We start from the raw sequence: 24,121 nt of genomic DNA, 5'->3' as shown, positions 1-24,121 counted from the left end.
TGGGGACGCTCATGCCTGTCCACCACGCCCCTCCCCGCAAGCTGCTGCTCGTGGTCGACGCACCCTCACTGCTGCACCGCAACCACCACGCCCGCGCCCACACCGGCCTCATGGACCGGTCGGGCCGGCCCGCCTGGGCGATCCACGGGATGCTGCGGCAGATCATCGAGGCGATCGAGCGGTTCGCCCCCGACGCGGTGATCTTCGGGCTCGACGACCGCAAGGCGTCGGTGCGCGAGGAGCTCTATCCGGCCTACAAGGCGGGACGAGCAGCCAAGGACGACGCCCTGGTCGACCAGCTCGATCGTGCGGGCACGTTCCTCGACGCCCTCGGCCTGGCCACCCTCACTCCCCCGGGGCTCGAGGCTGACGACGTCAGCGCCTCCGGCGCCCGGTGGGCGGAGGACCACGGCTGGAACTGCGTGATCATCACGTCCGATCGCGACGCGTTCAGCCACATCAGCGAGCACACCCGCGTGCTGCGCCTCATCAACGGAGGCATCGACGCCTCGCCGCTGCTCGACCCGACTCGGCTCGTCAGCATGTACGGCGTCGCCGCCGAGCACTATCTCGACTTCGCCGCCCTGCGCGGCGATCCCAGCGACAACCTCCCGGGAGTCTCCGGGATCGGGGAGAAGACCGCGGCGGTGCTCCTCACGCAGGCCGGCTCCATGCAGACGGTCTGGGCGGACATCGACCACAACGAGGGACGCACCCTCGCAGCGACCCTGGACTCCTGGGCCGTGGAGACGGGCACGCGTCGGATGGGTGCCACCATCGTCCGCAAGCTCGCCGCGCCCGAGGCACGCGAGCGCTACGAGTTCAACATCCAGATGATGTCGGGCCGCGACGACCTCGACCTCGGTCTCACGCCCGACGTACCGGGCACACCGGGACTGCTGCCGCTGGATCTCGGTCGGGTCAACACGGTCGTGGGCTACCTGGGCGTCGAGAGGACGACGACGCTCGCGGTCCGGGTGCTGAGCACCGATCCGGCGTCCGCAGCGCTCCGCTGAACCCGCCTGCCGTGCACCCGAGTAAAATCGGGTGGTGTCCGACAAACGCCCCCGCCGCACCTTCGCCGTGATCAGTCACCCCGATGCCGGCAAGTCCACCCTGACCGAAGCGCTCGCGCTGCATGCCCGAGTCATCAACCAGGCCGGGGCCGTGCACGGCAAGGACGACCGCAAGGCGACCGTGTCGGACTGGATGGACATGGAGAAGGCGCGTGGCATCTCGATCACGTCCGCAGCGCTGCAGTTCACCTATCGCGATCACGTGATCAACCTCGTCGACACCCCGGGCCACAGTGACTTCTCGGAGGACACCTACCGGGTGCTCTCGGCCGTCGACTCGGCCGTGATGCTGGTCGACGCCGGCAAGGGCCTCGAGCCGCAGACCCTCAAGCTCTTCCGCGTGTGCGCGCTGCGTGGCATCCCGGTGATCACCGTCATCAACAAGTGGGACCGGCCGGGCCTGTCGCCGCTGGCCCTGATGGACGAGATCGAGCAGCAGATCAAGCTGCGCCCGACTCCCCTGACCTGGCCCGTGGGCGAGGCCGGCGACTTCCGGGGCGTCCTGGACCGCCGCACCGGCGAGTTCGTGAAGTACACCCGCACCGCCGGTGGCGCCGAGCGCGCACCCGAGCGCCGGATGACGGCGGACGAGGTCGAGGACGTCGACGCCGACGTCTGGGCCGCCGCGACCGACGAGAGCGAACTCCTCTCGCTCGACGGCGCCGATCATGACCAGAAGCGCTTCCTCGCCGGCGAGACGACCCCGGTCATGTTCGCCTCGGCGCTGCAGAACTTCGGTGTCGCCCAGCTGCTGGAGCTGCTGCTCGAACTCGCCCCCGGCCCGAGCGCGACCGCCGGGGTCGACGGCACGGTCCGCCAGGTCGACGACGAGTTCAGCGCGTTCGTCTTCAAGGTCCAGTCCGGCATGAACAGCGCCCACCGCGACCGGCTCGCCTACGCCCGCGTCGTGTCCGGCACCTTCGACCGCGGGATGATCGTGACCCACGCCTCGACCGGCCGGCCCTTCGCGACGAAGTACGCCCAGGCGGTCTTCGGCCGGACGACCTCCTCGGCCGAGCACGCCTCGCCGGGAGACATCATCGGCTTCGTCAACGCCCAGGCGCTGCGCGTGGGCGACACCGTCTACGTCGGCGACCCGATCGACTATCCCCCGGTGCCCAGCTTCGCGCCCGAGCACTTCATGACCGCGACCGCCCGTGACATCGGGCGGTACAAGCAGTTCCGGCGCGGCATCGAGCAGCTCGACCAAGAGGGCGTCGTCCAGGTCCTTCGTTCCGACCTCCGCGGCGACCAGAGCCCTGTGCTGGCCGCAGTCGGCCCTCTCCAGTTCGAGGTCGTCGAGGAGCGGATGAAGAACGAGTTCAACTCCCCGATCCGACTCTCGCGCCTGGAGTACCAGGTCGCCCGTCGCACCGACGCCGACGGCGCGAAGGCGTTGGCCGGAGTGCGCAACGTCGAGGTCCTGCAACGGGCGGACGGCACCTACTTGGCGCTCTTCACGGACAAGTGGCGCGCGAACAAGGTCGCCCGCGACAACCCGGACGTTCTGCTGGAGGAGCTGCCGGCCGGAGGCGACTGAGGGGCCAGCGCGGCGAGTCAGCCGCGCGGGAGCGCCGGCGGCCAGCCGGAAGACGGGCGATACCGGTGCGCCACGCGGCGGGGTCGCTCGTGTCGCGGGGACCGCCAGCTCCATCGGAGGCAGCGTCACCGGCCGGACCCGCCCCGACACGACGAAGGGCCCGGCAGCCGTGGCTGCCGAGCCCTCCACCCGTGGGGTCAGCGGCGGGGCTTGACCTTGGCCTTGACCTTGCCGCTCTTCGTGACGGTCGTGAAGCCGGGCTTGCTGATCGTGACGCGGTACGAAACGCGCTTGCCCGCGTACCCCTTCTTCAGCCGCAGCTTCTTGGCGTTGCCGACCCGCTTGCCGCCGACGTACCAGCGGTAGGTGACCCGGTGTCCCGAGCCGAACCGGGTCACGCTGAGGCCGAGCTGGCGGCCGACCACCGGCTTGCCGACGACCTTGACCCGGCCGCGCGGCAGCGTGGCGCGCACGACCGGCGCGGTCGCCACGCTGACCTTCGAGACCGACTCGTATCCGGCCCGGGAGCCGGTCACCTCGACGGAGATCCGCTTGCCGAGGTCGGCCAGACCCGACCGGTAGGTCGCGGTGGTCGCACCGGCGATGGGAGCGCCGTTGCGACGCCACTGGTACGTCAGCGTCACGCCGGCGTCCCACGTGCCCGCCGTCGCGCGCAGAGTCGACCCGAACCGGGCGGTGCCCGCGATGGTCGGCACCGGCGTGGCCGACTGCTCCGCAAGGGCCACCTCGACCGCAGCACTGGTCCGCGTCACCGAGGCGTACCCGGCACGCTCGCCGGTCACGGCCACGGTCAGCGGCTTGCCCGCATCGGCGGCCGTCGGGGTGTACGACGCGCCGTTGCCCACCGACTCGCCGTCGACGAACCACTCGCGCGTCAGGCTCACCCCGGCGTCCCACTCCCCCGGGACCACCGAGACCTCGGCGTCGACGCGCGGGGTGCCGCTGAGGGTCGGCACCGGCGTGGCCGCCTGCATGCCCTCGACCACGGCCTCGGTCGGCGCGCTGACCCGGCGCGTCGCGGAGCGGCCTGGAGCGACGCCGGTGACGACGACGCTCACGGTCTTGCCGATGTCGGTCGGCTCGGGAACGAACGTGCGCTCGGTGGCACCGGTGCGGACGACGCCGTCGACCGACCACTCGTGGGTCAGAGTCGTGCCCTGGGGCCAGGCGCCCTCGGCCGTCAGCGTCGCGCCGACCGTCGGCGTGCCCGAGACCGTCGGCTTCGGGGCGGACTTCAGGCCGCCGCAGGCGACGCAGGCCCCGCCCATCGTCACGGGGTCGGCCTTCACGAAGAGGTCGTCACTGGCGGCTCGCGTCGTCACCGTGAAGGTCGTCGATGCCGTCGCGCCGACGGCGGTCTCGGGGACGGTCCAGGTGAGCGTCTCACCGGCGCGGGTCACCCCGGCCGGCAACGTGCCGAGGCGACCGTCGTCGACGACGTCGCCGACGTCCACTGTCACGGTCGCGGCCGGCAGCGGGACCTTGCCGGAGTTGACGGCCTTCACGGTGAAGGCGACCTCCGCGCCGCCGGACACGGTGCCCTGGGCCGGCTCGGAGCTGACCGACACGTCGTACTTGCTGGGCCACGCCGGCTTGTCGGCGTCGTAGATCCAGTCCTGCCAGAAGGCGTTGAGGTCGTGGCCCGAGATCTCCTCGGCGAGCTCCTTGAGCCGGTCGGCGCGCGGGCTCGTCCCCGCGTACCGGACCTGCCACCGCTTCAGGACCCGCAGGAAGTCCTCGTCACGCAGGACCGTCCGCAGCGCCTCCCAGAACTGGGCGCCACGGGTGTAGGTCTGGTAGCCGTAGAGGTTCCCGGGGTTGGTCTGGGCCCCGGGCGGAGTCTTCCAGTTGCTCGACGCCGGCGCCGTGTTGGACCAGCTGTTGTAGTACGTCGTCTCGACCGCGCCCGGGTTCGGCGTGGGCGCCGCCAGGACGCTGTTGTAGTAGGTGGGTGCCCACGTGCCCATGCCCTCGTTGATCCAGATGTCGGTCCACAGTCCCGGCGAAACGTTGTTGCCGTACCACTGGTGCGCCAGCTCGTGCAGCAACGTGTTGCCGTTGACGGAGCCAGCCGAGGGGAAGAAGGAGCGGTCCTGGGTCTCGAGGGCGTAGTTGATGCCGGAAGGCACCGTGTCGATCACCACGCCGGTGCTGTTGCCCGGGTAGAGGCCGAAGACGCCCTCGAAGCGCCGCAGCATCTCGCCGAGCAGGGCGCGCCGGTTGTTGATCGTGGTCTTGTTCGCCTCGGAGAGCGACGAGTCCACGAAGGACCACTCGGGGATGACTCGCCCGCCCGAGAGGGTCACCTGGGACTCGTGCACGTCGTACTTGCCGATCGAGATGAGCGCCAGCTCGCTGGCCATCTGCTCGCGCTGCACCCACTCCCACGTGGTGCGCTCGCCGCCAGGGCTGACGGTCTTCGAGGCCAACTCACCATTGCTGACGGCCGCCGCGGGGCCCGTGCCGGTCGCGCTGGTGATCGTGGAGGGGACGTCCAGAGTGAACGACCAGGTCGCCTTGTCGCCGGGCGTGTTGTTGTGCGGGAAACCCGCCATCGCGCCGACCGGCTGGCCCATGAAGATCGCGCCGTCGGTCGTGGGGACCCAGCCCTCCCACGAGTTGTCGGGATCGACGTGGGTGCTCGGCGTGCCGCGGTAGGTCACCTCGGTGGTGAACTCGCCCTCGACGGGCTCGGCCGGGGTGACGATCAGCTTGAACTTGATGGCCGCCGCGCTCTGCACGCGCTCGTACGTGGCGGGGGCGCCGTTGACCGTGACGGAGTCGATCTGCAGGCCCTCGAAGTCGAGCGAGAAGGTGCGCAGCGGGGCGCCGGTGGTGCGCGCCCGCATCGTGGTCGAGGCGTCGGTGAGCTCGCCGCTCATGATGTTTCCGACGAGGCCGTTCGCCTGCCACGCGATGTCGACGTCGTAGTGCAGGGCGTCGTAGCCGCCGTTGCCGACGTGCGGGAAGATCGCGTCTCCCGCGGTCTGCGCGCCGTCGACCGGCGCGAGCGGTTCGGCCTGGGCCGGCGTGCCGAGCAGGGTGCCTGCCACCAGCACGAGGGGAACGGCCCGGGCGGCGGCGCGGCGCCAGCGGGCTCGTTCGAGGGTGGATGCGCTCACGGGTTTGCCTCCGTCGGTCACGGGTCCTTCGCGAGCCCCCTCGCACAGCGACATCCCCTGGGTTCGTGCCGACCCTAGCGGTTGCCCGCCCCCGCGCGGAGACATTCGCCCAGGCCGAGTAGCAAATTGGCTCCACGTCCCGGTGCTGGCCGACCAGCTGCGACGTCCCCGGCGGCGTCGCGGACCTGCGTTTCCGGGTCACGATGGCCGGTGATCGGATCGCGGAGCTCGTCATCACCGCGTGAGGGCCCGAGCTCAGCCGAGTGCGGTGACGAAGTCCGCGATGAACCGCTCGTAGAACTCCTCGTGATCGAGGCCCGGGGTGGGCACCTTGTTCTCCGGGAGTGGCCACATGAAGTCGAAGTGGCCCACGCCCTCGTAGGTGCGCAGTTCGAGCCAGGTCGGAGCCGGCCACAGGACCTCGGCCGTATCCGGCGGGGTGACGTCGTCCTTCGCACCGATGAACACCGTGATCGGGACGCTCAGGTCGTCCAGTGCATCGCGGCCCTCGAACCACCCGGTCGCCGGCGCGAGCACCACCACGCGGCCGACCCGCGGCTCTCGGGGCACGTCGATCACGGCGCCCTGGCTGTTCCGCGGGCGCACGCCGGCCAGGCACAGTGCCGCGCAGCCGCCGAGCGAGTGACCGGCGGCCACCACGGGAAGGTCTTCGTGCCCGAGACCCTCGAGCCCTGCAGCGAGGGCCGTCACGCGCTCCCGCACGACCTCGTCGGAGAAGGTCTCGTCGAGGTCATGCTCGGGCGACGCGACGATGAACCCGGCTTCGTTCGCGGACGTCAGCAGACGTTCGTAGCGGGTCGGGTCGCCGGCGGCTCCGGGCGCGAACAGCAGGATGCCGCGAGGGTCCTCGGACGTCAGCAGGATCGAGGTCATCCTCGAACCCTACGCACCGAAAGCCGCGGCGGCAGGTGGGAGCGCTTGACCTGAAGTCCGGTTGAGGTTGTCCGATGAGGTCATGTACGCGATCCGTCATCACGAGTTCGGCCCCGCCGACGTCCTGCGCCTCGAGACCCTGCCCGACCTCGTCCCGGGAGAGGGGCAAGTGCGCATCCGCGTGGACGCGGTCGGGGTCCACCTGCTCGATACGTCCATCCGGGCCGGGGACGCCTTCGGCGCCGGCGACCGCCCCACGCTGCCGATGATCCCGGGCCGCGAGGTCGCGGGCGTCGTCGACGACGTGGGCGCCGGCGTGGAAGGGACCTGGCTGGGGCGCAGCGTCGTCGCCCACCTCGGCTTCGCGAGCGGCGGCTACGCCGAGCAGGCCGTGGTCGACTCGCACCGGGCCCATCTCGTGCCCGCCGGTCTCGACGCCGCCACCGCGGTCGCCACCATCGGGACGGGCCGCACGGCCACCGCCATCCTCGAGCTGGCCGAGCTGAGGCCGGAGGACGTCGTGGTCGTCACCTCCGCCGCCGGTGGGCTGGGTCCGCTGCTGCTGCAGGGCGCGACCACCGCGGGGGCGCGGACCGTCGGGCTGGCGGGCGGTCCGGACAAGACGGCGCTGGTCGCTCGCTTCGGCGCGACCTTGGCGCTGGACCACCAGCGTCCCGACTGGCAGCTGCGACTGCGTGAGGTCGGCACGCCGACCGTCGTCCTCGACGGCGTCGCGGGACCGATCGGTCGCGCCCTGTATCGCAGCCTCGCGCCGGGCGGCCGGCTGGTGCGGTTCGGCTGGTCCTCCGGAGAGCCGAACGACTACGCCGATCCGAGCCGGCCGGTGATCGACGTGCTCGGCCCACCGATCCTGGACCGGCTCGACGAGTTCGAGCGGGCGGCTCTCCGCGCGGCGGCCGACGGGACACGGGTTCCTCACGTCGGGACGGTTCTCCCCCTGTCCGAGGCGGCAGCGGCCCATCGCGCGCTGGAATCGAGGGCGTCGGTGGGCAAGGTCGTGCTGCTGGTGCCCCGCTGATCTCTCTCCCCCCGTGGCGGGCGCGCACCGTCGGGCTCGTGCCCCGTCGACGACATGCCGCCCTCGGCGAACCGTGGCACCGTGGACCGGATGCACTCCGCACGAATCCGGCTCCTCGACCTCTGGGCGAGCCACCCCCGGTTCGCGCTCGCGCTGCGTGCGGCGTGTGCCGCGGCGATCGCCTGGAGCCTCGTCCGCTTCATCCCCGGCGCCCAGGACTACCCGTACTACGCCCCGTTCGGGGCGATCATCGCCACGACCTCGACCCTCGCCGGCTCGGTCCGCGAGTCGATGCAGGCCGTGGGTGCCATCGTCGTGGGCGGCACCATCGCGTGGCTGGTGGACCTCGTCACCGGTGACACCGCTCCCCTGACCGTGGGCATCGTGGTCGCGCTCTCGGTCTGCGCGGCCGGCTGGCGACCACTGGGCGTGATGGGTGGCTGGGCGCCCACGGCGGCCGTGTTCACGCTGATCATCGGCCACGGCGAGGCGTTCTTCATCGGCGCGTACGGCGGCCTGACCCTCTACGGCGCCGCGGTCGGCATCCTGATCAACGTGATGGCTCCCCCGCTGCCGTTGGCTCCCGCCCGGTCCGCAGTGGGACACACGCGGCACGTCCTGGCCTCACAGCTGCGCGAGCTGGGCGACCTCATGGTGGCGTACGAGCTGCCCACCCTGGAGCAGTGGCACCGGGACCACTCCGAGCTCCGTCGCGCACGGGCGCAGATGCGTGACGCCGTGCTGCGCGCCCAGGAGTCACTGACGGGCAACGCCCGTGCGCGCCGCCACCGTCAGGCCCTCAGGAAGCTCACCGAGGAGGCGGACGCTCTCGACCGCGTCGCGCTGCTCGTGGCCGATGTCAGCGACCTCGTGCTGCGATCCCACGGCGCACCGGGCGACCCCACCGGTCAAACGACTCTGGCCGACTCCGTCCGAGAGCCGATCGCCCGCGCGATGCACCGGGTGGCCGATGCGCTCGACGCCTACGCCGACGGGGCGGACACGGACCCCGATCTGAAGGCTGCCGACGAGGAGCTGACCGAACTGCTCCACTTCCAGGCTCGTGAGACCCACGAGCAGCTGGTGGTCAACAGTGTCGTGCTCTCGCTGCGACGAGCCCTCGACACGTTCGCCTGAGTCAGCGGTTCCTGTTCTTCCGCCAGATCGCGGCGGTGAGGACGGTCGCGAAGGTGTTCCACACCGTGTACGGCACCAGCGCCCAACCGGCTCGCTTCGAGGCTCCCCCGGCGGTGCGTGCCAGGTCGGCCGAGCTGGCAGCCAGGGCGCCCGCCACCGCGATCGACGGGACCAGTTGGTGTCCGCGGAAGAACGACCAGCACCAACCCGCGTTGAGGGCCATGTTGAGCGCGAGCTTGCGGCGGTACGTGCTCGCCTCGTCCGGCGTCATCTGTGCCTGCGCATCAACCGACGCCCAGGCCGTGGACGCGTAGAGCCCGGTCCAGACGACCGGGAACACGGGCCCGGGCGGTTGGATCGACGGCTTGCGCAGCGTCCGGTACCAGAGGCTCTTCATCCCGGTGGACGTCGCGACGGATCCGAGGACGGCCGCGGCGACCGGCGCGGCGATGCTGCTGGCGAGGGTGCGGCTCTTCATTCGGCCACGGTAGGCACGGTCCACCGGGCTCGCGACTCGACGCGTCTGCTGGAGGAGAAGCGGACGGGCCCGCCGCGGCCGAAGCCGGTGGCGGGCCCGCTCGTACCGAGACTCAGCGCTTCACCTTCACCGCCTTGGTCCGGGTGGACGTCGCGTACTTCGCATCGCTCGGGTTGAGGACGACCGTGACGACGGCTCGACCCCTGGCACGCTTCGGCACCGCGCCGAGCCGCACCGTCGTCTTGCGACCGGCCTTCACCGTCACGGTGCGGGTGAGCTTCTTGCCGCCCGCCCGGACGGTCACGCGAACCTTCCCGGTGACGCTGGGCCGCACGACCACGGCGGCCTTCCTGCCGGCCTTGACCGTCGCCTTGCCGACGGCGACCTTCGACGCGATCTTGCGGTCGGGGGCCACGATCACGGTCGTGGGCAGCGAGTGAACCGTCCGCGTGCCCGAGGTCACGGCCACCCGATACTGCTGACGGCCGGTGTTCGCGGTGACGTCCTCCAGCACGAGGCTGGACTTGTCCTGGTTCACGATGTCCGTCCACGCGTTCTTCCCGACCGGGCTGCGCTGCCACTGGTAGGACAGGCCGCCCTCGCCACGGGCCTCGACGGCCAGGCGCACGGTGCCGCCGACCTTCGTGTGGACCGTGGTCGGCGACTGCTTCACGATCTGCGGTGCCGGGGTGAGGTCCTCGAACTCGGGGACCGGGGCACCGGCCTCGGTGACGACCTTGCGGCCGTCGTCGTGCTTGGTGACGACGAACTCGTCCCACACGCCACCGACCGGGACATCGGTCGTGGACGACGCGGTCTTCTCGGCGATGTACGACGTGTAGTGCAGGCGGTCGTCGGTGACCTTCACGACCGCGAAGCTCGAGAAGTCCTCACCCTTGCGCACCTGGGTCGCACCGTTCTTCGTCCACACGTTCCGCTCGTCGGTCTCCAGGTCGTAGTGCTTGGCGCCGGAGTTCTGGACGATGTAGACCGGGCCGTCGGTGACACCGTCGCGCTCGGTCCGGTTCTCGTTGTTGAAGCCGCGGGCGTAGACGTGGTCGTGGCCCATCTGGACGAGATCGATGTTGTGCTTCTGGAAGACCGGCACCCACGGTCCACGCAGGTGCGGCTCGTCGCGACCGGCCGACGCCGAGTAGACCGGCTGGTGGAACGTGACGACGTTCCACTTCGCGGGCGACTCGCCCAGGATGTGGTCCATCCACGCGGCCTGGTACTCGGCCCACAGCGCGGCGACCCGCTTCGACGGGCACTCCTCACCCGAGCAGGACGGCAGGTTCTGCGGGGTCAGGAACGTCGAGTCGGTCGTGGCGTTGATCGTGATGAAGCGGATGCCCTGGTAGTCGCTGTAGTAGACCGTCTCGTGCGCGAACTGCGACCAGTGGTCGAAGTAGGCCTGGTACTGGCGCGCGACCTCCGTGTCGCCGACCGAGCGCTGGGCCAGGTCGCCGATCGTGGAGGAGTTCGGCTGGTTGTCCGGGTACTCGAAGTGCGCCTTCCACGACTTCAGCAGCCGATCGCCCGAGTACTCGTGGTTGCCCGGCGCGGCGAAGATGTTCGTCGTCGCGGCGGACTCCACCATGCCGGTGAACCAGTTCTTCCACTGGGTGTCGTTGCTGGAGGTGTCGATGAGGTCGCCGGCATGCACCGAGCCGATCGAGTTCGGCGCCTTCTCCCGGGCCAGCTTGACGACGTTCGGCCAGGTCGAGTCCAGGCCGATCTGGGCGTCGCCGTAGTAGACGTACTCGGTCTCCTCCGCGTCCGGGTCGGCGGTGGTGAACGTCTTCCACTGGCTCCAGGCGTCCGGGTTGCCGACGCGGTAGGTGTACTCCGTGTCGGGCTTCAGGCCACGGACCGTCGCGGAGAAGTGCGGGTTGCCCTGGTTGACGGCCGTGCCCTGACTCGTGGCGCCGACCGTCCGGATGGGGCCGTCGCCGACCCGCAACTGGACGCGGCCCACGCTGACGTCCGGTGCGCCCGCGAGCCAGGTGAAGCTCTGCGAGGTCTCGGGGGTCTCGGTCGGCGTCAGGATGACGCGGCTGGGTGCGCCGACGGCGGGGCCGGAGGGCGGGGGCGGAAGCTCGCCGCCCAGGTGGTCCAGCGAGAACCAGATGTCCGAGCTCGCGGCACGGTCCTGGTGCAGCCGCACGGCGATGGTGTTGCTGCCCGTCCGGAACTTCGACGCGGGGATCGTGAACGCGAGCTCCTCACCGGTGCCGCTGTCGTACGCGACGTTGGGTGTGCCGTCCTCGACGAGGTGACGCTTGACCTCCTCGCCGTTGATGAAGATGACGGCCGCGTCGTCGATGTACCCGTCGAAGCCGATGTCCTCGCCGGTCGCGAGCTGCTCGGCGGTCACATCGAAGGTGGTCCGGAAGAAGTACGTGGGGATGTTGTCGCCACCGGTCGGTCGCATCGGCAGCACGGTGGTGGCGCGCATCCCGTCGTCGAAGTCGGCGGTCTCGACACCGCTCTCCCACTTCGCACCGAATCCGCCCTTGCCGGTGGCCCAGGCGCTGTCGTCGAAGCCGGGCTGGGCCCAGGCGTGGCGGTCACCGGTCGGCGAGGGGTCGACGCCGGTGGCCAGGTAGCGCCACGAGGTGCCGGCGTCGATCAGCGGCTCGAAGTAGGTCGGCTCGTTCGCGACCCGGACGATGCCCGGTGCCGCGGTCGACGAGGCCGTGGCGGTCGCGACCGGACTCAGGCAACCGACACCGGCGACGGCGAGCGCCACGGCGGCCAGTGACATGCGCCGGGATCGCGCCCGGCCCATGGGGTTCTTCATCTGGATTCCTCTCGGTACGTGCGCGTGGATGCGCACCCTGAGAGCTAGTCAGCCCGAGGCGGATGAACACCGGTGGGCTGGACGGGGACGGTGCTACGGCGCGTGGGAGAAGAAGTCGCGAACCCCGGGTGAACGCTCCGTCCCCTCCGTGGCCCGGCGCACCTCACCCGTCGATCTCACCGGGCGGGTCCTCCTGCGCGCCCTCCGCCGGCAGCCGGACCGTGAAGGTCGTGTCCCCCGGCCGGCTGTCGAGCGTCACACTGCCGCCGTGCGCCTCGATGATGGCCGCCGCCAGCGCGAGCCCCAGCCCGACGCCGCCCTCTCGGGTGCGGGCACGGTCGCCGCGAGTGAACCGCTCGAAGGCGTGCTCGGCCAACTCGGGTGAGAACCCCGGCCCGTCGTCGTGGACGGTGAACCCCGACGGGTCGGCGGCCACGGTCACGGTGGTTCCTGCGGGCGTGTGCTTGCGCGCGTTCGTGAGCAGGTTGGTGACGACCTGGTGCAGGCGCTGCTCGTCGCCGAGGACCTCGATCGGCTCGTCCGGCAGCGTCAGCCGCCAGACATGGTCCGGCGCGATGACCCGCGCGTCGGCGACCGCCTCCAGCAGCATCCGCGTCAGGTCGACCGGCTGGCGTGCCAGCGGACGGCCGGCGTCGAGTCGGGCCAGCAGCAGCAGGTCCTCGACGAGCGCGGTCATCCGGTGCGACTCCTCCTCGACCTTCTCCAGGGCCCGGCGCAGCGCCTCCTCGTCGTCCGGTCGGCTGCGGGCCAGCTCGGAGTAGCCCGCGATGGTCGCCAGGGGCGTCCGCAGCTCGTGTGACGCGTCGGCCACGAACTGGCGCACCTGCTCCTCGCTGCGCTGACGTGCCTCGAGGGAGGACTCGACATGGTCCAGCAACGTGTTCAGCGCGCTGCCCACCTGACCGACCTCGGTCGACTCGTCGGCGAGGTCTGCGGGCACCCGCTCCGCCAACTCGATGTCCCCTCGGGCCAGCGGCAGCCGCGCCACGGCGTTCGCGGTGCCGGCCACCTCGCGCAGCGGCCGCAGCTGCCGGCGCACCAGGACGAGGGCCCCGCCCAGTGCGGCGACCGCGCCGAGCACCGTCAGCACGCCCTGCCAGCCCAGCAGTGTGGCAACCGCGGCGTCCACGTCACGGGTGGGCAGGCCCGCCGCCAGCTTCCCCGCCGAGGTCTCGACGACCACGACGCGGTAGCCACCGAACTCGTCCAGCCGCACGGTGTGGGGACCGTCGTCGGCCGAGACCTCGTCGAGGGCCTCCAGGTCGTCCTCCGACAGTGGCGACCGACTCGTCCGACCGTCCTGCCCCTCGACGATGACGTCACCGACTGCCACGTCCCGGTCCGGGATCCACACCGCGGTGAGGGTGCCGACGCCCTGGCCGCGACGGTCGTCGAGACCGTCCGGGCCGGGCCCGTCGCCGAACGACGGCGCACGCTGGGCCCGCTGCAGTGACGCCGTGACCTGGTCGTCCAGCTGGGCGAGCAGGTACGACCGCACCGCGACAGCGCTCAATGCCCCGACCAGCACGGTCACGCCCACGACGAGCAGCACCGTCGTGGCCACCAGTCGCGCCGTCAGGGAGCGCGGCCCACCCGGTCGCACGTCACTCCGCCGGCTTGAGGACGTAGCCGGCGCCACGCATCGTGTGGATCATGGGCGCACGGCCCGCGTCGATCTTCTTGCGCAGGTAGGAGATGTACAACTCGACGACGTTGGCCTGTCCGCCGAAGTCGTAGTTCCAGACCCGGTCGAGGATCTGCGCCTTGCTCAGCACGCGCCGGGGGTTGCGCATCAGGAACCGCAGCAGCTCGAACTCGGTCGCGGTCAGGGTGATCTCGTCGCCGCCGCGGAAGACCTCGTGACTGTCCTCGTCCAGGGTCAGGTCGCCGACCACCAGCACCGACGACGACTCGGCCTGTTGCGCGCCGGCGCGCCGCATCAGGGCCCGGACGCGGGCGACGACCTCCTGCAGCGAGAAGGGCTTGGTCACGTAGTCGTCCCCGCCCTCGGTCAGGCCCGCGACGCGGTCCTCGACGGCGTCGCGCGCGGTGAGAAAGAGGACCGGCACGTTCGGGTCGAAGGAGCGCATCCGGCGCAGCACCTCGAACCCGTCGAAGTCGGGCAGCATGATGTCGAGCACGACGGCGTCGGGACGCAGCTCCCGCGCGAGGTCGACCGCCTTGCGGCCGGTGTGGGCCATCGTGACGTCCCAACCCTCGTAGCGCAGCGCCATCGCGATCAGCTCGGCCAGGTTGACCTCGTCGTCGACGACGAGCACCCGCAGCGGGGATCCGTCCGGGCGCGTGAGCCGGGAGGACTGCGATGCCGTGGGGTCCACCTTTCCGACGGTACCCGCGGGCGGGTTCGGCGCGCACGGGGACGAGGACGCGCGACGTGGATTCATGCTGACTCCTCACAGAGGTCGGTGACCACCACCCTTGCAGCGCGCGCTGTCGCCGGACCACCACCCGCCTGTGAGCCGCCTGTGAGCGGCCGGGAGCTCCCCCGCGACGGCGTCCGGGACCCTCACAGCCCGCTCACATCTGGACTCCATCACGGCGACAGGTCGGCGCAGCACGATCGAGACAACGAAGCACCGAGCCCGTCCCGAAAGGACCCTCATGAAGACTCACAGGTTGCGGAGCGTCCTGGTGGCGACCGCGTCGCTGGCGCTCATCGCCGGCTGCGGCGCGTCCGAGACGCCGTCCGGCGACGCCCCGCACGACCCGACCACGATCACCGACGCCACAACCGTCCGTGCGGCCCTGGCCGACAACGTCGACGTCGAGACCGGAGACACCTCCGAGGACGCCGCCGACGCCGTGGACGTCACCCTGTCCGGCGCCACCGCCTCCTCCGACAGCGACGACGTGTCCGCGAAGGACGGCACCGTCACGATCTCCGCACCGGGCACCTACCGGCTGCACGGGAGCCTGACCGGCCAGGTCGTCGTCGACAGCAACGCCGAGGGTGCCGTGCGGCTCCTCCTGGACGGCGCCTCGATCACCTCCGGCACCACCGCCGCACTGCACGTGGCCGAGGCGGACTCGGTCGTGGTCGTGCTGGCGCAGGGCAGCCAGAACCGGCTCGAGGACGCCACGACCTACGCCGACACCTCCGACGACGCCCCCACCGGCGCCCTGTTCTCGACGGCCGACCTGACCATCGGGGGCACCGGCTCCCTGAGCGTCGAGGGCCGCAGCAACAACGGCATCGTGAGCAAGGACGGCCTGGTCCTGGCCGGCGGCACGATCTCGGTCGACGCCGTCGACGACGGGATCATCGGCAAGGACTACCTCGTCGCATCGGGCGCCGACGTCAGCGTGACCGCGGTGGACGACGGGCTGAGGTCCGACAACACCGAGGATCCTGGCGCCGGCTTCGTCCTGGTCGAGGACGGCTCCGTCCGCGTGGACTCCCGTGACGACGCCCTCAAGGGCGTGCAGGTTCTGGTCTCCGGCGGCACCGTCGACGTCGCCGGATCGACCGAGGCGGTCGAGGGCTCCGTCGTCATCGTCGACGGCGGCGACCTGGACCTGCGCTCGGCCGACGACGCCGTCAACGCCTCGTCCTCGGACGAGGAGTCGACGAGCGAGCACGGCGGCACCGGCTCCATGGAGCCCGACGACTCCCTGCGCATCGTCATCAACGGCGGCACCGTCGACGTCTGGTCCAGTGGCGACGGGATCGACTCCAACGGCGACCTCACGGTCACCGGAGGCACCGTCACGGTGCACGGCCCCACGAGCGGCGAGGACGGCGCTCTGGACGTGAACGGCGACTTCGAGATCTCCGGCGGCACCCTGCTCGCGACCGGCAGCGCCACCATGCTGACCGCGCCGTCCGGCGAGTCGGAGCAGGCGTGGATCGCCGTGGCGCTCGACCGCCCGGTGAGAGCGGGCGAAAAGGTCGTCATCACCGACCCGAGGGGTGATGAGGTCGCCACCTTCACGGCCCGCAAGGACCTCGCAGCAGTCGTCTACTCATCGCCGCAGATCACGACCGGCCAGACGTACACCGTCACCGCGGCCGGGCACACGACCACGGCCACGGCCGGGGAGGCCCCTGCGGGCGGCCCCGGATCCGCGGCCCACTGACCCCCCACCCAGAGAGGAACACCACCAACATGAGCACCAACGAGAACCCCACCACCCCCCAGCCCACCAGCCCCGCCGAGAGCGCGCCCGCGCCCGCCGACTCCCCGGCCGAGCCCCGCAGCTCGACGTGGCGCGAGCGCCTGCCCCGAGGCCGCAAGGCGACCATCGCGGGCGCCGTCGCCGGCGGCGTGGTCCTCGCTGCGGTCGGCTTCGGCGCCGGCTACGCGGTCGGGGACGATGACGGACCCGAGCGCGGCGGGCACGAGATGTCCCAGCAGTTCGACCGCCAGGGCGGTCCGCACGGCGGCGAGCAGATGCCCGGCGGGCCCGGGCAGGGCCACCGCGGGCAGTTCCCCGGCGGCCCGGGCCAGAACCAGGACCAGGGCCAGGGCGAGCGGCCCGACCAGGGCCAGGGCGAGCGGCCCGACCAGGGCCAGGGCGATCGGCCCGACCAGGGCCAGCGCGGTGACCGGTCCCAGCAGTCACCCGACTACAACGGCGACGGCCAGCCCGACGGCGACTCGGCCACGCCGAAGCAGGACGACACGGCGAAGTTCTGACGACCGGCCCATCCGCACCGCGACGACGGGCGGCCCGCACCATGCGGGCCGCCCGTCGTCGTGTCGCGTGGGTGCGACCGCCCGACTGCGTTCAGTCCCCGTGCGTGAAGAGCTTCTGCACCTGCCGGCGCATGACCTTGCCGATCTGCGAGCGCGGCAGGTCCTTGAGGATCTCGACCCGGCGCGGCAGCGCGTAGCGCGCGAGATGGGTCTCGCCGTGGGCGCGGACCTGCTCGAGCGACGGCGCGACGGCGCCCTCCTCGAGCACGAAGGCCGCCAGCACCTGGTCGTCGCCGGCGCTCGTGCGCACGCCCACGACCGCCACGTCGGCGATGCCCGGCATGAGGCGCAGGTGGTCCTCGACGTTCGACGGGTAGACCTTGAACCCGCCGACGATGATCATCTCCTTGACGCGGTCGACCAGGGTGACCCAGCCGGTCTCGTCGACCTCGACGACGTCGCCGGTGCGCAGCCAGCCGCCCTCGAGCAGCTGGTGGGCGGTCTCCTCGGGCCGGTTCAGGTAACCCGAGAACACCTGCGGACCGCGCACGAGCAGCTCGCCGCGCCGGTACCCGTGCTCATCGGGCGTCACCTCGCGGGTGTGGTCGTCGATGTCGACGATCTTCATGTCCGTGTTGGGGAACGGCACCCCCAGCGTGCCCGGGCGACGCGCCGGGCTGCACGGGTTGCCCAGCGCGATCGGGGCGCACTCGGTCATCCCGTAGCCCTCGATCAACAGGCCTCCGGTCAGGGCCTCCCAGCGCTCGACGGTCGATTCCGGGATCGGCATGGCGCCGGCGAAACCGAGCCGCACCTGGCGCAGCCCTTCCGTGGGCGGGTTCTTCGCCTTCTCGACGGCCAGCGCGATCCGGTCGAACATCGGGGCGACGCCGGCCATGAACGTCGCGGGGCGGCGGTCGAACGCGGCCAGCACGGCCTCGGGATCGAAGTTCGGGAACATCACGAGCGTCGCCCCGATGTACCCGGGCAGGTTCAGGCAGAAGGTCAGACCGAAGGCGTGGAAGAACGGCAGGACGCCGTAGACGGTCTCCTCTCCTTCGCGGAACGAGACCCAGGCCTGGCCGTGCACCACGTTGGCCACCAGGTTGCGGTGCGTCAACATCGCGGCCTTCGGCGTGCCCGTCGTGCCGCCGGTGTACTGCAGCAGCGCCAGGTCGTCGCCATGCACCTCGGCGGCCGCGACCTCGCCGCGGGCCTTCTTCACCAGGGTGTGCCAGTCGAGGATGTCCGCCGGGACGGTGCCCCGGAGCGCGTCGCGCTTCTCGCGGGCCGCCTTGACCGGCAGTTTCAGCAACAGCTGCGCCGAGGTCGGCAGGTCGCGGCTGATGTCGACGCTGACGACCTTGACGCGGGTCTGGCCACGCGCGGCCAGGACGGTCTCGACGGCCTTGTGCCACACCAGCGCGTACGTCGCGCCGCAGTCGGCGAGGAGGTGGGTCAACTCGGCCTGCGTGTAGGTCGGATTCAGGTCGACGACGACCGCGCCCAGGCGGAGGGCGGCGTGATAGGCGACCAGGTGGCTGGGGCTGTTCGGCAGCACCAGGGCCACCCTGTCGCCGGCCTTCACGCCGAGGTCGCGCAGCACCACCATGGCCCGGCGGACCGCCTGCTCGGTCTCGGCGTAGGTCGCGGTGGCACCGAGGAAGTCGGTGGCGATCCGGTCGGGCCACTTCTTCGCTGCACGCTCCAGACCCGCCGTGATGGGCTCGTCCGGGATGTCGATCTGCGTCGGTACGCCGGGGCCGTAGTGGACGGACCAGGGGCGCTCACCGTGCTCGTACATCGTTCCTGCCTTGCCGTTCGAAGGTCGGACCCGAGCGGCCCGACGTCACCCTTCGAGTCTAGGAGCCGCTCGGTTCGCTCCGGGGCGAGGTCCCGTGGGCCGACGGCGAATAACAGAGCGACTGCAGCTCGCGCCGGCGCCCGGTCGGCAGGTCGGACACCTGGGTTTCCTCCGGGCCTCCGCGACCGAGCGGGCGCGCGCCTCACGGGGCTGAGCTGCCACCACTCTTTGGGAGGCCCAGAGGCCCCACTCGTGCGATCCTGAAAAGCAGAGTGATCAGGCGTATCACTCTGCAGGGAGGCTGTCGTTCCGCGTGACCAGTACCTCCAGCACGGATGAGCCACGCAGTGAGCCGTCGGCGACTTAGGCTCACCCCGAAGGAGGTGCAAGGACCATGGCGCGACTGCATGCCGAGGAGCGGCGCAAGCAACTTCTCGAGGCTGCCCGTGAGGAGTTCCTGCGGGTCGGACCCGGGAGCGCCCGGGTCAGCGACATCGCCGATCGCGCCGGAGTGAACGTCGCCCTGCTCTACCGCTACTTCGACTCCAAGGAGCAGCTGTTCGAGGAGGCGATCGTCGAGCCGCTCGACCAGTTGATGCGCACCCGACTGGTCAGCACGCCCGTTCCGGGCGTTCCCGACATGATCGATGCGTTCTACCGGGCGCTGCTGGGCGTCTTCACCGACTACCTCGAGGTCTTCCACGTGGTCCTGTTCAGCGACCGCGCCAACGGCCAGGACTTCTACCTGCGCCGCATCGCGCCGTACATGGACGCGATCGCCGCCCAGACCGCCGCTGCCGACACCGTGTGGTCGCAGACCCTGGACCCGAAGCTCACCACCCCGATGTGCGTCGGCATGTGCTGGGGCGTCGCGATGGACGCCCACTTCCGGGGCGTCGAGGTCGATGCCGACACCGCCGTCGCGGCGCTCACCGCGATCACGATCGGCGGCCTCAGCCTCGCCGCCGAGATCGATCCGTCGTCGCGCGGGACCGCTGGCTGAGCGACGCGCCGGTCGCGTCGGTCCCCCGGAACCGCAGCGCTCAGAGCACCGCGGGATCCAGATCCAGCACCGTGCGGTCCAGCGACGCGAGCAGGTCGAACTGCGGATCGACCTTCGGCAGCTCGAACGCGAAGAAGTACCGGCCGGCGGCCCGCTTGCCGTCGTAGAAGGCGTCCGTGCGGTCACCGACCGCGAGCAGCTGCTCGAGCCAGATCCACGCCATCACGACATGGCCGGCCGCCTCCAGGTAGACCGCCGAGTTCGCCAGCGCGACGGCCGGGTCACCCCCGGCCCACAGCGCGCCGGTCACCTCGACGAGCCGGTCCACCCGCGCGTCCAGCTGCGCCGCGTACGCCGCCACCGTCTCGTCGCCCTCGGCAGCACGGGCCGTCGTCGCCTTGATCGTCCCGACCAGCGTGCCCAGGGCCGCGCCACCGCCCGCGACGACCTTGCGGCCGAGGAGGTCCAGACTCTGGATGCCGTGGGTGCCCTCGTGGATGGGGTTCAGCCGGTTGTCGCGGTAGAACTGCTCGACCGCGTAGTCGCGGGTGTAGCCCGAGCCGCCGTGCACCTGGATCGCCAGGTCGTTCGCGGCGAGGCACCACTGCGAGGGCCAGGACTTGGCGATCGGCGTGAGCACCTCCAGCAGCTCGCGCGCCCGGTCGCGTGCGGCGTCGTCCGTCGCGCTGACCTGCTCGTCGATGAGTCGCGCGCAGTAGAGCAGCAGGCCGAGGCCGCCCTCGACGTACGACTTCTGGGCCAGCAGCATCCGTCGCACGTCGGCGTGCTCGACCAACGGCACCTGCGGCAGTGCCGGGTCCTTGGCGCCGGCCACGCGCCCCTGCGTGCGCTGCTTGGCGTACTCGAGCGAGTGGAGGTACCCGGTGTAGCCCAGCGCGACCGCGCCCATGCCGACCGAGATGCGCGCCTCGTTCATCATGTGGAACATCTGGGCCAGACCTTGGCCCTCCTCGCCGACGATGTCGCCGACCGCACCCGCCACGCCGCCCGGGGTCGCGAGGCCCTCGCCGAAGTTCAGCAGCGTGTTGGTGGTGCCGCGCCAACCCATCTTGTGGTTGAGGCCGACCAGGGCGACGTCGTTGCGCTCACCGAGCGACCCGTCCGCCTCGACCAGGTACTTGGGCACGATGAACAGCGAGATCCCCTTGACGCCCGGGGGCGCTCCCTCGACCTTCGCCAGGACCAGGTGCACGATGTTCTCGCTCAGCTCGTGGTCGCCGCCCGAGATCCACATCTTGGTCCCGAACAAGCGGTACGTGCCGTCGGGCTGGCGCACCGCGCGCGTGGTGATGTCGCCGAGCGACGACCCGGCCTGGGGCTCCGAGAGGGCCATCGTGCCGTACCAACGGCCCTCGATCACCGGGAGCGCATACCGCTCGACCTGCTCGGCGGAGCCATGGGCGACCAGCAAGTTGGCGTTGCCCGTGGACAGGAACGGGTACGACGCCGCAGCCGCGCTCGCCGCCTGCAGGAAGGCGAACGCACCCTGCCCGACGGTGAATGGCAGCTGCATGCCGCCGACCTCGGCGTCGAACGTCGCGGCCGGCATCCCCGACCGCGCGTAGACGCGCAGCGCGTCGGCGAGCTCGGCCGGCAGGACGACCTTGCCGTCCTCGCCCACGAACGGCTCGTGCGTGTCCAGCAGCCGGTTGATGGGGGCGAACCGCTCGGTGGCGATGGCCTCGGCCAGGTCGATGACGGCGTCGAAGGTCTCGCGGGAGTGCTCGCAGTACCGCTCGCGCGTGGTCAGATCGACCGCGTCCAGCCACTCGAACAGCAGGAAGTCGACGTCTCGACGGGACAGCACCACGGACATGGGATTCTCCTGACTAAGCGCTTGCTTAGTCAGACTGTAACGGATCCCACATCACTACAGGGAGCCGATCTCCTCGCGCAGGCGTCCCATCTGTGAATCCAGATCAGCGGCGGTCGCGGCGACCTCGGCCAGTTTGGCGCTCAGCTCGCCGGGCACGTCGGTGCGGTACTTGTAGTAGATCTGGTGCTCGACGCTGGCCCAGAAGTCCATCGCGATCGTGCGGACCTGCACCTCGACCGGGACGTGCACCGTGCGATCGGAGAGGAAGACCGGCACCTCGACGATCAGGTGCAGGCTCCGGTAGCCGTTCGGCTTCGGACGGGCGATGTAGTCCTTGGTCTCCAGGACCGTGAGGTCGTGCTGCTGCGAGAGCATCTTGGCGAAGCGGTAGGTGTCCTCGACGAAGACGCACGACACCCGGATGCCGGCGATGTCGCGGATCCGCTCGCGGATCGTGGGCAGGTCGCGGGGACAGTCGAGGCGGTCCACCTTGTCCACGAGGCTCTGGAGGGTCTTGAGACGCGACTTCACGTGCTCGATCGGGCTGTACTCGTGGGCCAGCTCGAACTCCTCGCGCAGGATCGAGATCTTCGTCTCGATCTCGTCGAGGGCGAACTTGTACTCCATCAGGAATCCCGAGATCTGCCGCTGCGCCTCGCGCAGGCGGTGCCGGAACTCCACCGGCCCGTGAGGGCTCCCCGCCAGCTGGCGAAGGACCCCGAGGTCAACTGAGTCGGACGCCCCGGAATTCGTCATGGTGTCCATTGTGTCCACCGGCCGGTGATCGCCCTGCGCGTGTCAGCTGCGCCAGTCCTCGAAGCCGAGCACGATGAGCCGCATCTGGCGCCGGGCACCCTCGCGGATGCGCTCCTCGAGGTCAGGACGCCCCTCGGGCATCTCGACGACCTCCTCGGCGTTCGCCACCATGTTGCGCACGAAGAGCCGCGACACCATCTGCACGTCGTCGGCGCTCCACGTCTCGATGTTGGGCAGCCGCGCCAGCACGACGGCCAGCTCGGAGACGAACAGGTCCAGCTCGTGGCCGATCGCGCGCCGCACGACCTCGGACCCACCGACGCGCTCGCGAGCCACGAACGCGAAGTCGGCCTTGTTCTGCTTGACCGCGTCGACCAGGATCTCGGCGGCCGCGTCGATGATCTGCAGGAAGACCTGGGGGTCGCGCGAGGCGTCGCGGATCATGGTGCGCAGCGTGCCGAAGCACCGCTCGACCAGGGCCAGGCCCAACTCGTCCATCGAGGCGAAGTGCCGGTAGAACGCCGCGGGGACGACCCCCGCACGCTTCGCGACCTGCCGCAGGCTGGTCTGGGCGAAACCCTGCTCACTGCTGAGCTCGAGCGCAGCATCCAGGAGAGCCGCACGGGTGCGCTCCTTCTGTTGCTGACGCGCACTGACGGCTTCGGACACGGTCCCAGCCTAGGCCGTACGGTCGGCCCTCGGTTCGGTGAACACGTGTTCCACGACACGGCCTGTCCTGTTGACCACAGGTTGCTTCACCTGACATTCTTGGGTGAACAGATGTTCACTGATTTCGCTCACGCGACGTCGCCCCACCCGACAGGAGCTCCATGGGACTGATCCGCAGGGCCCTGGCCTCCCCGGCCGTCGCCAAGGTGACGTCCCCGCACCACCCCGACGAGTACCTGACCCTCGTCCACCCCATGCTCACGGTCCAGGCCGTGCGGGGCCGCGTCGTGGAGGTCATCCGCGAGACCGGCGCCGCCAGCACCGTGGTGATGCGCCCCAACGGCGCCTGGACCGGATTCGTCCCGGGCCAGCACGTCGAATTCGGCGTCGAGGTCGACGGCACGCGCCGCGTGCGCGTGTTCAGCGTGTCGAGCTCCGCCGAGCGCAAGGACGGACTCTTCAGCGTCTCGGTCAAGGCCCATCCCGACGGTTACGTCTCGCAGTTCCTGCACGCCGGCCACCTCAAGCCCGGCACCGTCGTCTACCTGTCCCCCGCCTCCGGCGACTTCGTGCTCCCGAAGCAGGTGCCCGGCGACATGCTGCTGATCAGCGGCGGCTCGGGCATCACCCCGGTCATGAGCATGCTGCGCACGCTGGCCGACCGTGGCCACACCGGCCACGTCACCTTCCTGCACTATGCGCGCTCGCGCGAGGACGAGATGTTCTCCACCGAGCTGGACGCCCTGGGCGAGCTGCCCTTCGTCGACATGGTGCGTGTCTACACGCGCGACCCCGAGCCGGGTGCCGACCTCGTCGGCCGCATCACCCTCGACCACCTGCGCCACCTGGGCATCGACCCGCTGACCACGCCGACCTGGGTCTGCGGACCCGCCGGTCTCATCGCGACGGTTCGAGACCTGTACGAGGATCTCGGCGCCCAGGACCAGCTGACGGCCGAGTACTTCAAGGTTCCCTCGGTCGACCTGGACGCCGCGGACGCGACCGGCAGCGTCACGTTCGAGGCCAGCGGCGTCGCCGCCCCCAACTCCGGCACCACGATCCTCGAGCAGGCCGAGGCCGCCGGACTGTCCCCCACGTACGGCTGCCGCATGGGTGTGTGCAACACCTGCGCGGTCAAGAAGCTCCATGGCGCAGTGCGTCACGTCATCAGCGGTGAGGTCTGTGCCGACACCGACGAAACCATCAAGGTCTGCGTCAACGTCCCCGTGGGCGACGTCGCGGTCGATCTGTGAGGAGAAACAG

Annotated in this window: 18 protein-coding genes; 8 read left to right on the top strand and 10 right to left on the bottom strand. The window is 70.8% G+C overall.

Features of this window, described 5'->3' with window-relative positions; genetic code table 11:
- Positions 1-11: 11 nt before the first annotated feature.
- Both H9L21_RS05640 and H9L21_RS05635 read left to right on the top strand, forming a co-directional pair.
- Positions 12-1,016, top strand: a complete 1,005-nt coding sequence (locus H9L21_RS05640; protein ID WP_154595326.1) for a 5'-3' exonuclease — start codon at positions 12-14, stop codon at positions 1,014-1,016.
- A 34-nt stretch (positions 1,017-1,050) separates the two neighbouring features.
- On the top strand, positions 1,051-2,616 hold the full coding sequence (locus tag H9L21_RS05635) for a peptide chain release factor 3 (RefSeq protein WP_187411829.1): 1,566 nt from the start codon (positions 1,051-1,053) through the stop codon (positions 2,614-2,616).
- A 197-nt stretch (positions 2,617-2,813) separates the two neighbouring features.
- Here H9L21_RS05635 and H9L21_RS05630 read toward each other — a convergent pair whose 3' ends face one another.
- Positions 2,814-5,759 carry a M1 family metallopeptidase gene (locus tag H9L21_RS05630; RefSeq protein ID WP_187411828.1) on the bottom strand — a complete coding sequence of 982 codons (2,946 nt, stop codon included), beginning with the start codon at positions 5,757-5,759 and terminating at the stop codon, positions 2,814-2,816.
- Positions 5,760-6,014: 255 nt separating this feature from the next.
- Complete coding sequence (locus H9L21_RS05625) at positions 6,015-6,653, bottom strand: alpha/beta hydrolase family protein (RefSeq protein WP_154595328.1); 639 nt, start codon at positions 6,651-6,653, stop codon at positions 6,015-6,017.
- 82 nt (positions 6,654-6,735) lie between these two features.
- On the opposite strand from H9L21_RS05625, the gene H9L21_RS05620 reads away from it, so the two are divergent.
- Both H9L21_RS05620 and H9L21_RS05615 read left to right on the top strand, forming a co-directional pair.
- Positions 6,736-7,692 (top strand): alcohol dehydrogenase catalytic domain-containing protein, encoded by a 957-nt coding sequence (locus tag H9L21_RS05620; protein WP_154595329.1) that lies wholly within the window; start codon positions 6,736-6,738, stop codon positions 7,690-7,692.
- A 90-nt stretch (positions 7,693-7,782) separates the two neighbouring features.
- Positions 7,783-8,829 carry an FUSC family protein gene (locus tag H9L21_RS05615; RefSeq protein WP_154595330.1) on the top strand — a complete coding sequence of 349 codons (1,047 nt, stop codon included), beginning with the start codon at positions 7,783-7,785 and terminating at the stop codon, positions 8,827-8,829.
- Position 8,830: 1 nt separating this feature from the next.
- Here H9L21_RS05615 and H9L21_RS05610 read toward each other — a convergent pair whose 3' ends face one another.
- The 4 genes from H9L21_RS05610 to H9L21_RS05595 all read right to left on the bottom strand — a co-directional run bounded on the left by H9L21_RS05610 (position 8,831) and on the right by H9L21_RS05595 (position 14,470).
- Positions 8,831-9,307 carry a TspO/MBR family protein gene (locus H9L21_RS05610; protein WP_154595331.1) on the bottom strand — a complete coding sequence of 159 codons (477 nt, stop codon included), beginning with the start codon at positions 9,305-9,307 and terminating at the stop codon, positions 8,831-8,833.
- A gap of 112 nt (positions 9,308-9,419) precedes the next feature.
- Positions 9,420-12,110, bottom strand: coding sequence for a purple acid phosphatase family protein (locus H9L21_RS05605; protein WP_154595332.1), 2,691 nt, complete (start codon positions 12,108-12,110; stop codon positions 9,420-9,422).
- A 163-nt stretch (positions 12,111-12,273) separates the two neighbouring features.
- Positions 12,274-13,695: a sensor histidine kinase gene (locus H9L21_RS05600; RefSeq protein WP_255467356.1), complete on the bottom strand. Its 1,422-nt coding sequence runs from the start codon at positions 13,693-13,695 to the stop codon at positions 12,274-12,276.
- 40 nt (positions 13,696-13,735) lie between these two features.
- The gene (locus H9L21_RS05595; protein WP_255467355.1) at positions 13,736-14,470 is read right to left on the bottom strand and encodes a response regulator transcription factor; all 735 of its coding nucleotides are present in this window, start codon (positions 14,468-14,470) and stop codon (positions 13,736-13,738) included.
- A 283-nt stretch (positions 14,471-14,753) separates the two neighbouring features.
- On the opposite strand from H9L21_RS05595, the gene H9L21_RS05590 reads away from it, so the two are divergent.
- Both H9L21_RS05590 and H9L21_RS05585 read left to right on the top strand, forming a co-directional pair.
- Entirely contained in the window at positions 14,754-16,229 is a 1,476-nt protein-coding gene (locus tag H9L21_RS05590) for a carbohydrate-binding domain-containing protein (RefSeq protein ID WP_154595334.1), read from the top strand.
- A 29-nt stretch (positions 16,230-16,258) separates the two neighbouring features.
- On the top strand, positions 16,259-16,789 hold the full coding sequence (locus H9L21_RS05585; RefSeq protein WP_154595335.1) for a hypothetical protein: 531 nt from the start codon (positions 16,259-16,261) through the stop codon (positions 16,787-16,789).
- Between the two features lie 91 nt (positions 16,790-16,880).
- Here the strand turns inward: H9L21_RS05585 and H9L21_RS05580 are convergent, their stop codons facing one another.
- On the bottom strand, positions 16,881-18,593 hold the full coding sequence (locus tag H9L21_RS05580) for an AMP-binding protein (RefSeq protein ID WP_154595336.1): 1,713 nt from the start codon (positions 18,591-18,593) through the stop codon (positions 16,881-16,883).
- A 394-nt stretch (positions 18,594-18,987) separates the two neighbouring features.
- Here H9L21_RS05580 and H9L21_RS05575 point away from each other — a divergent pair, with 394 nt between their 5' ends.
- The gene (locus H9L21_RS05575; protein WP_154595337.1) at positions 18,988-19,596 is read left to right on the top strand and encodes a TetR/AcrR family transcriptional regulator; all 609 of its coding nucleotides are present in this window, start codon (positions 18,988-18,990) and stop codon (positions 19,594-19,596) included.
- Between the two features lie 40 nt (positions 19,597-19,636).
- On the opposite strand, the gene H9L21_RS05570 is transcribed toward H9L21_RS05575, so the two are convergent.
- The 3 genes from H9L21_RS05570 to H9L21_RS05560 form a co-directional block, all read right to left on the bottom strand.
- Positions 19,637-21,433: an acyl-CoA dehydrogenase gene (locus tag H9L21_RS05570; protein WP_154595338.1), complete on the bottom strand. Its 1,797-nt coding sequence runs from the start codon at positions 21,431-21,433 to the stop codon at positions 19,637-19,639.
- 54 nt (positions 21,434-21,487) lie between these two features.
- Entirely contained in the window at positions 21,488-22,114 is a 627-nt protein-coding gene (locus H9L21_RS05565; RefSeq protein ID WP_255467352.1) for a GTP pyrophosphokinase, read from the bottom strand.
- Between the two features lie 117 nt (positions 22,115-22,231).
- On the bottom strand, positions 22,232-22,858 hold the full coding sequence (locus H9L21_RS05560) for a TetR family transcriptional regulator (protein ID WP_187411826.1): 627 nt from the start codon (positions 22,856-22,858) through the stop codon (positions 22,232-22,234).
- 161 nt (positions 22,859-23,019) lie between these two features.
- Here H9L21_RS05560 and H9L21_RS05555 point away from each other — a divergent pair, with 161 nt between their 5' ends.
- Entirely contained in the window at positions 23,020-24,111 is a 1,092-nt protein-coding gene (locus tag H9L21_RS05555; RefSeq protein ID WP_154595340.1) for a ferredoxin reductase, read from the top strand.
- Positions 24,112-24,121 lie beyond the last annotated feature (10 nt).

It is taken from the genome of Aeromicrobium senzhongii, assembly GCF_014334735.1.
Classification (GTDB): domain Bacteria; phylum Actinomycetota; class Actinomycetes; order Propionibacteriales; family Nocardioidaceae; genus Aeromicrobium; species Aeromicrobium senzhongii.
Note: the sequence above shows the minus strand (reverse complement) of the source record. Positions and strands in the feature narration are given on the sequence as shown.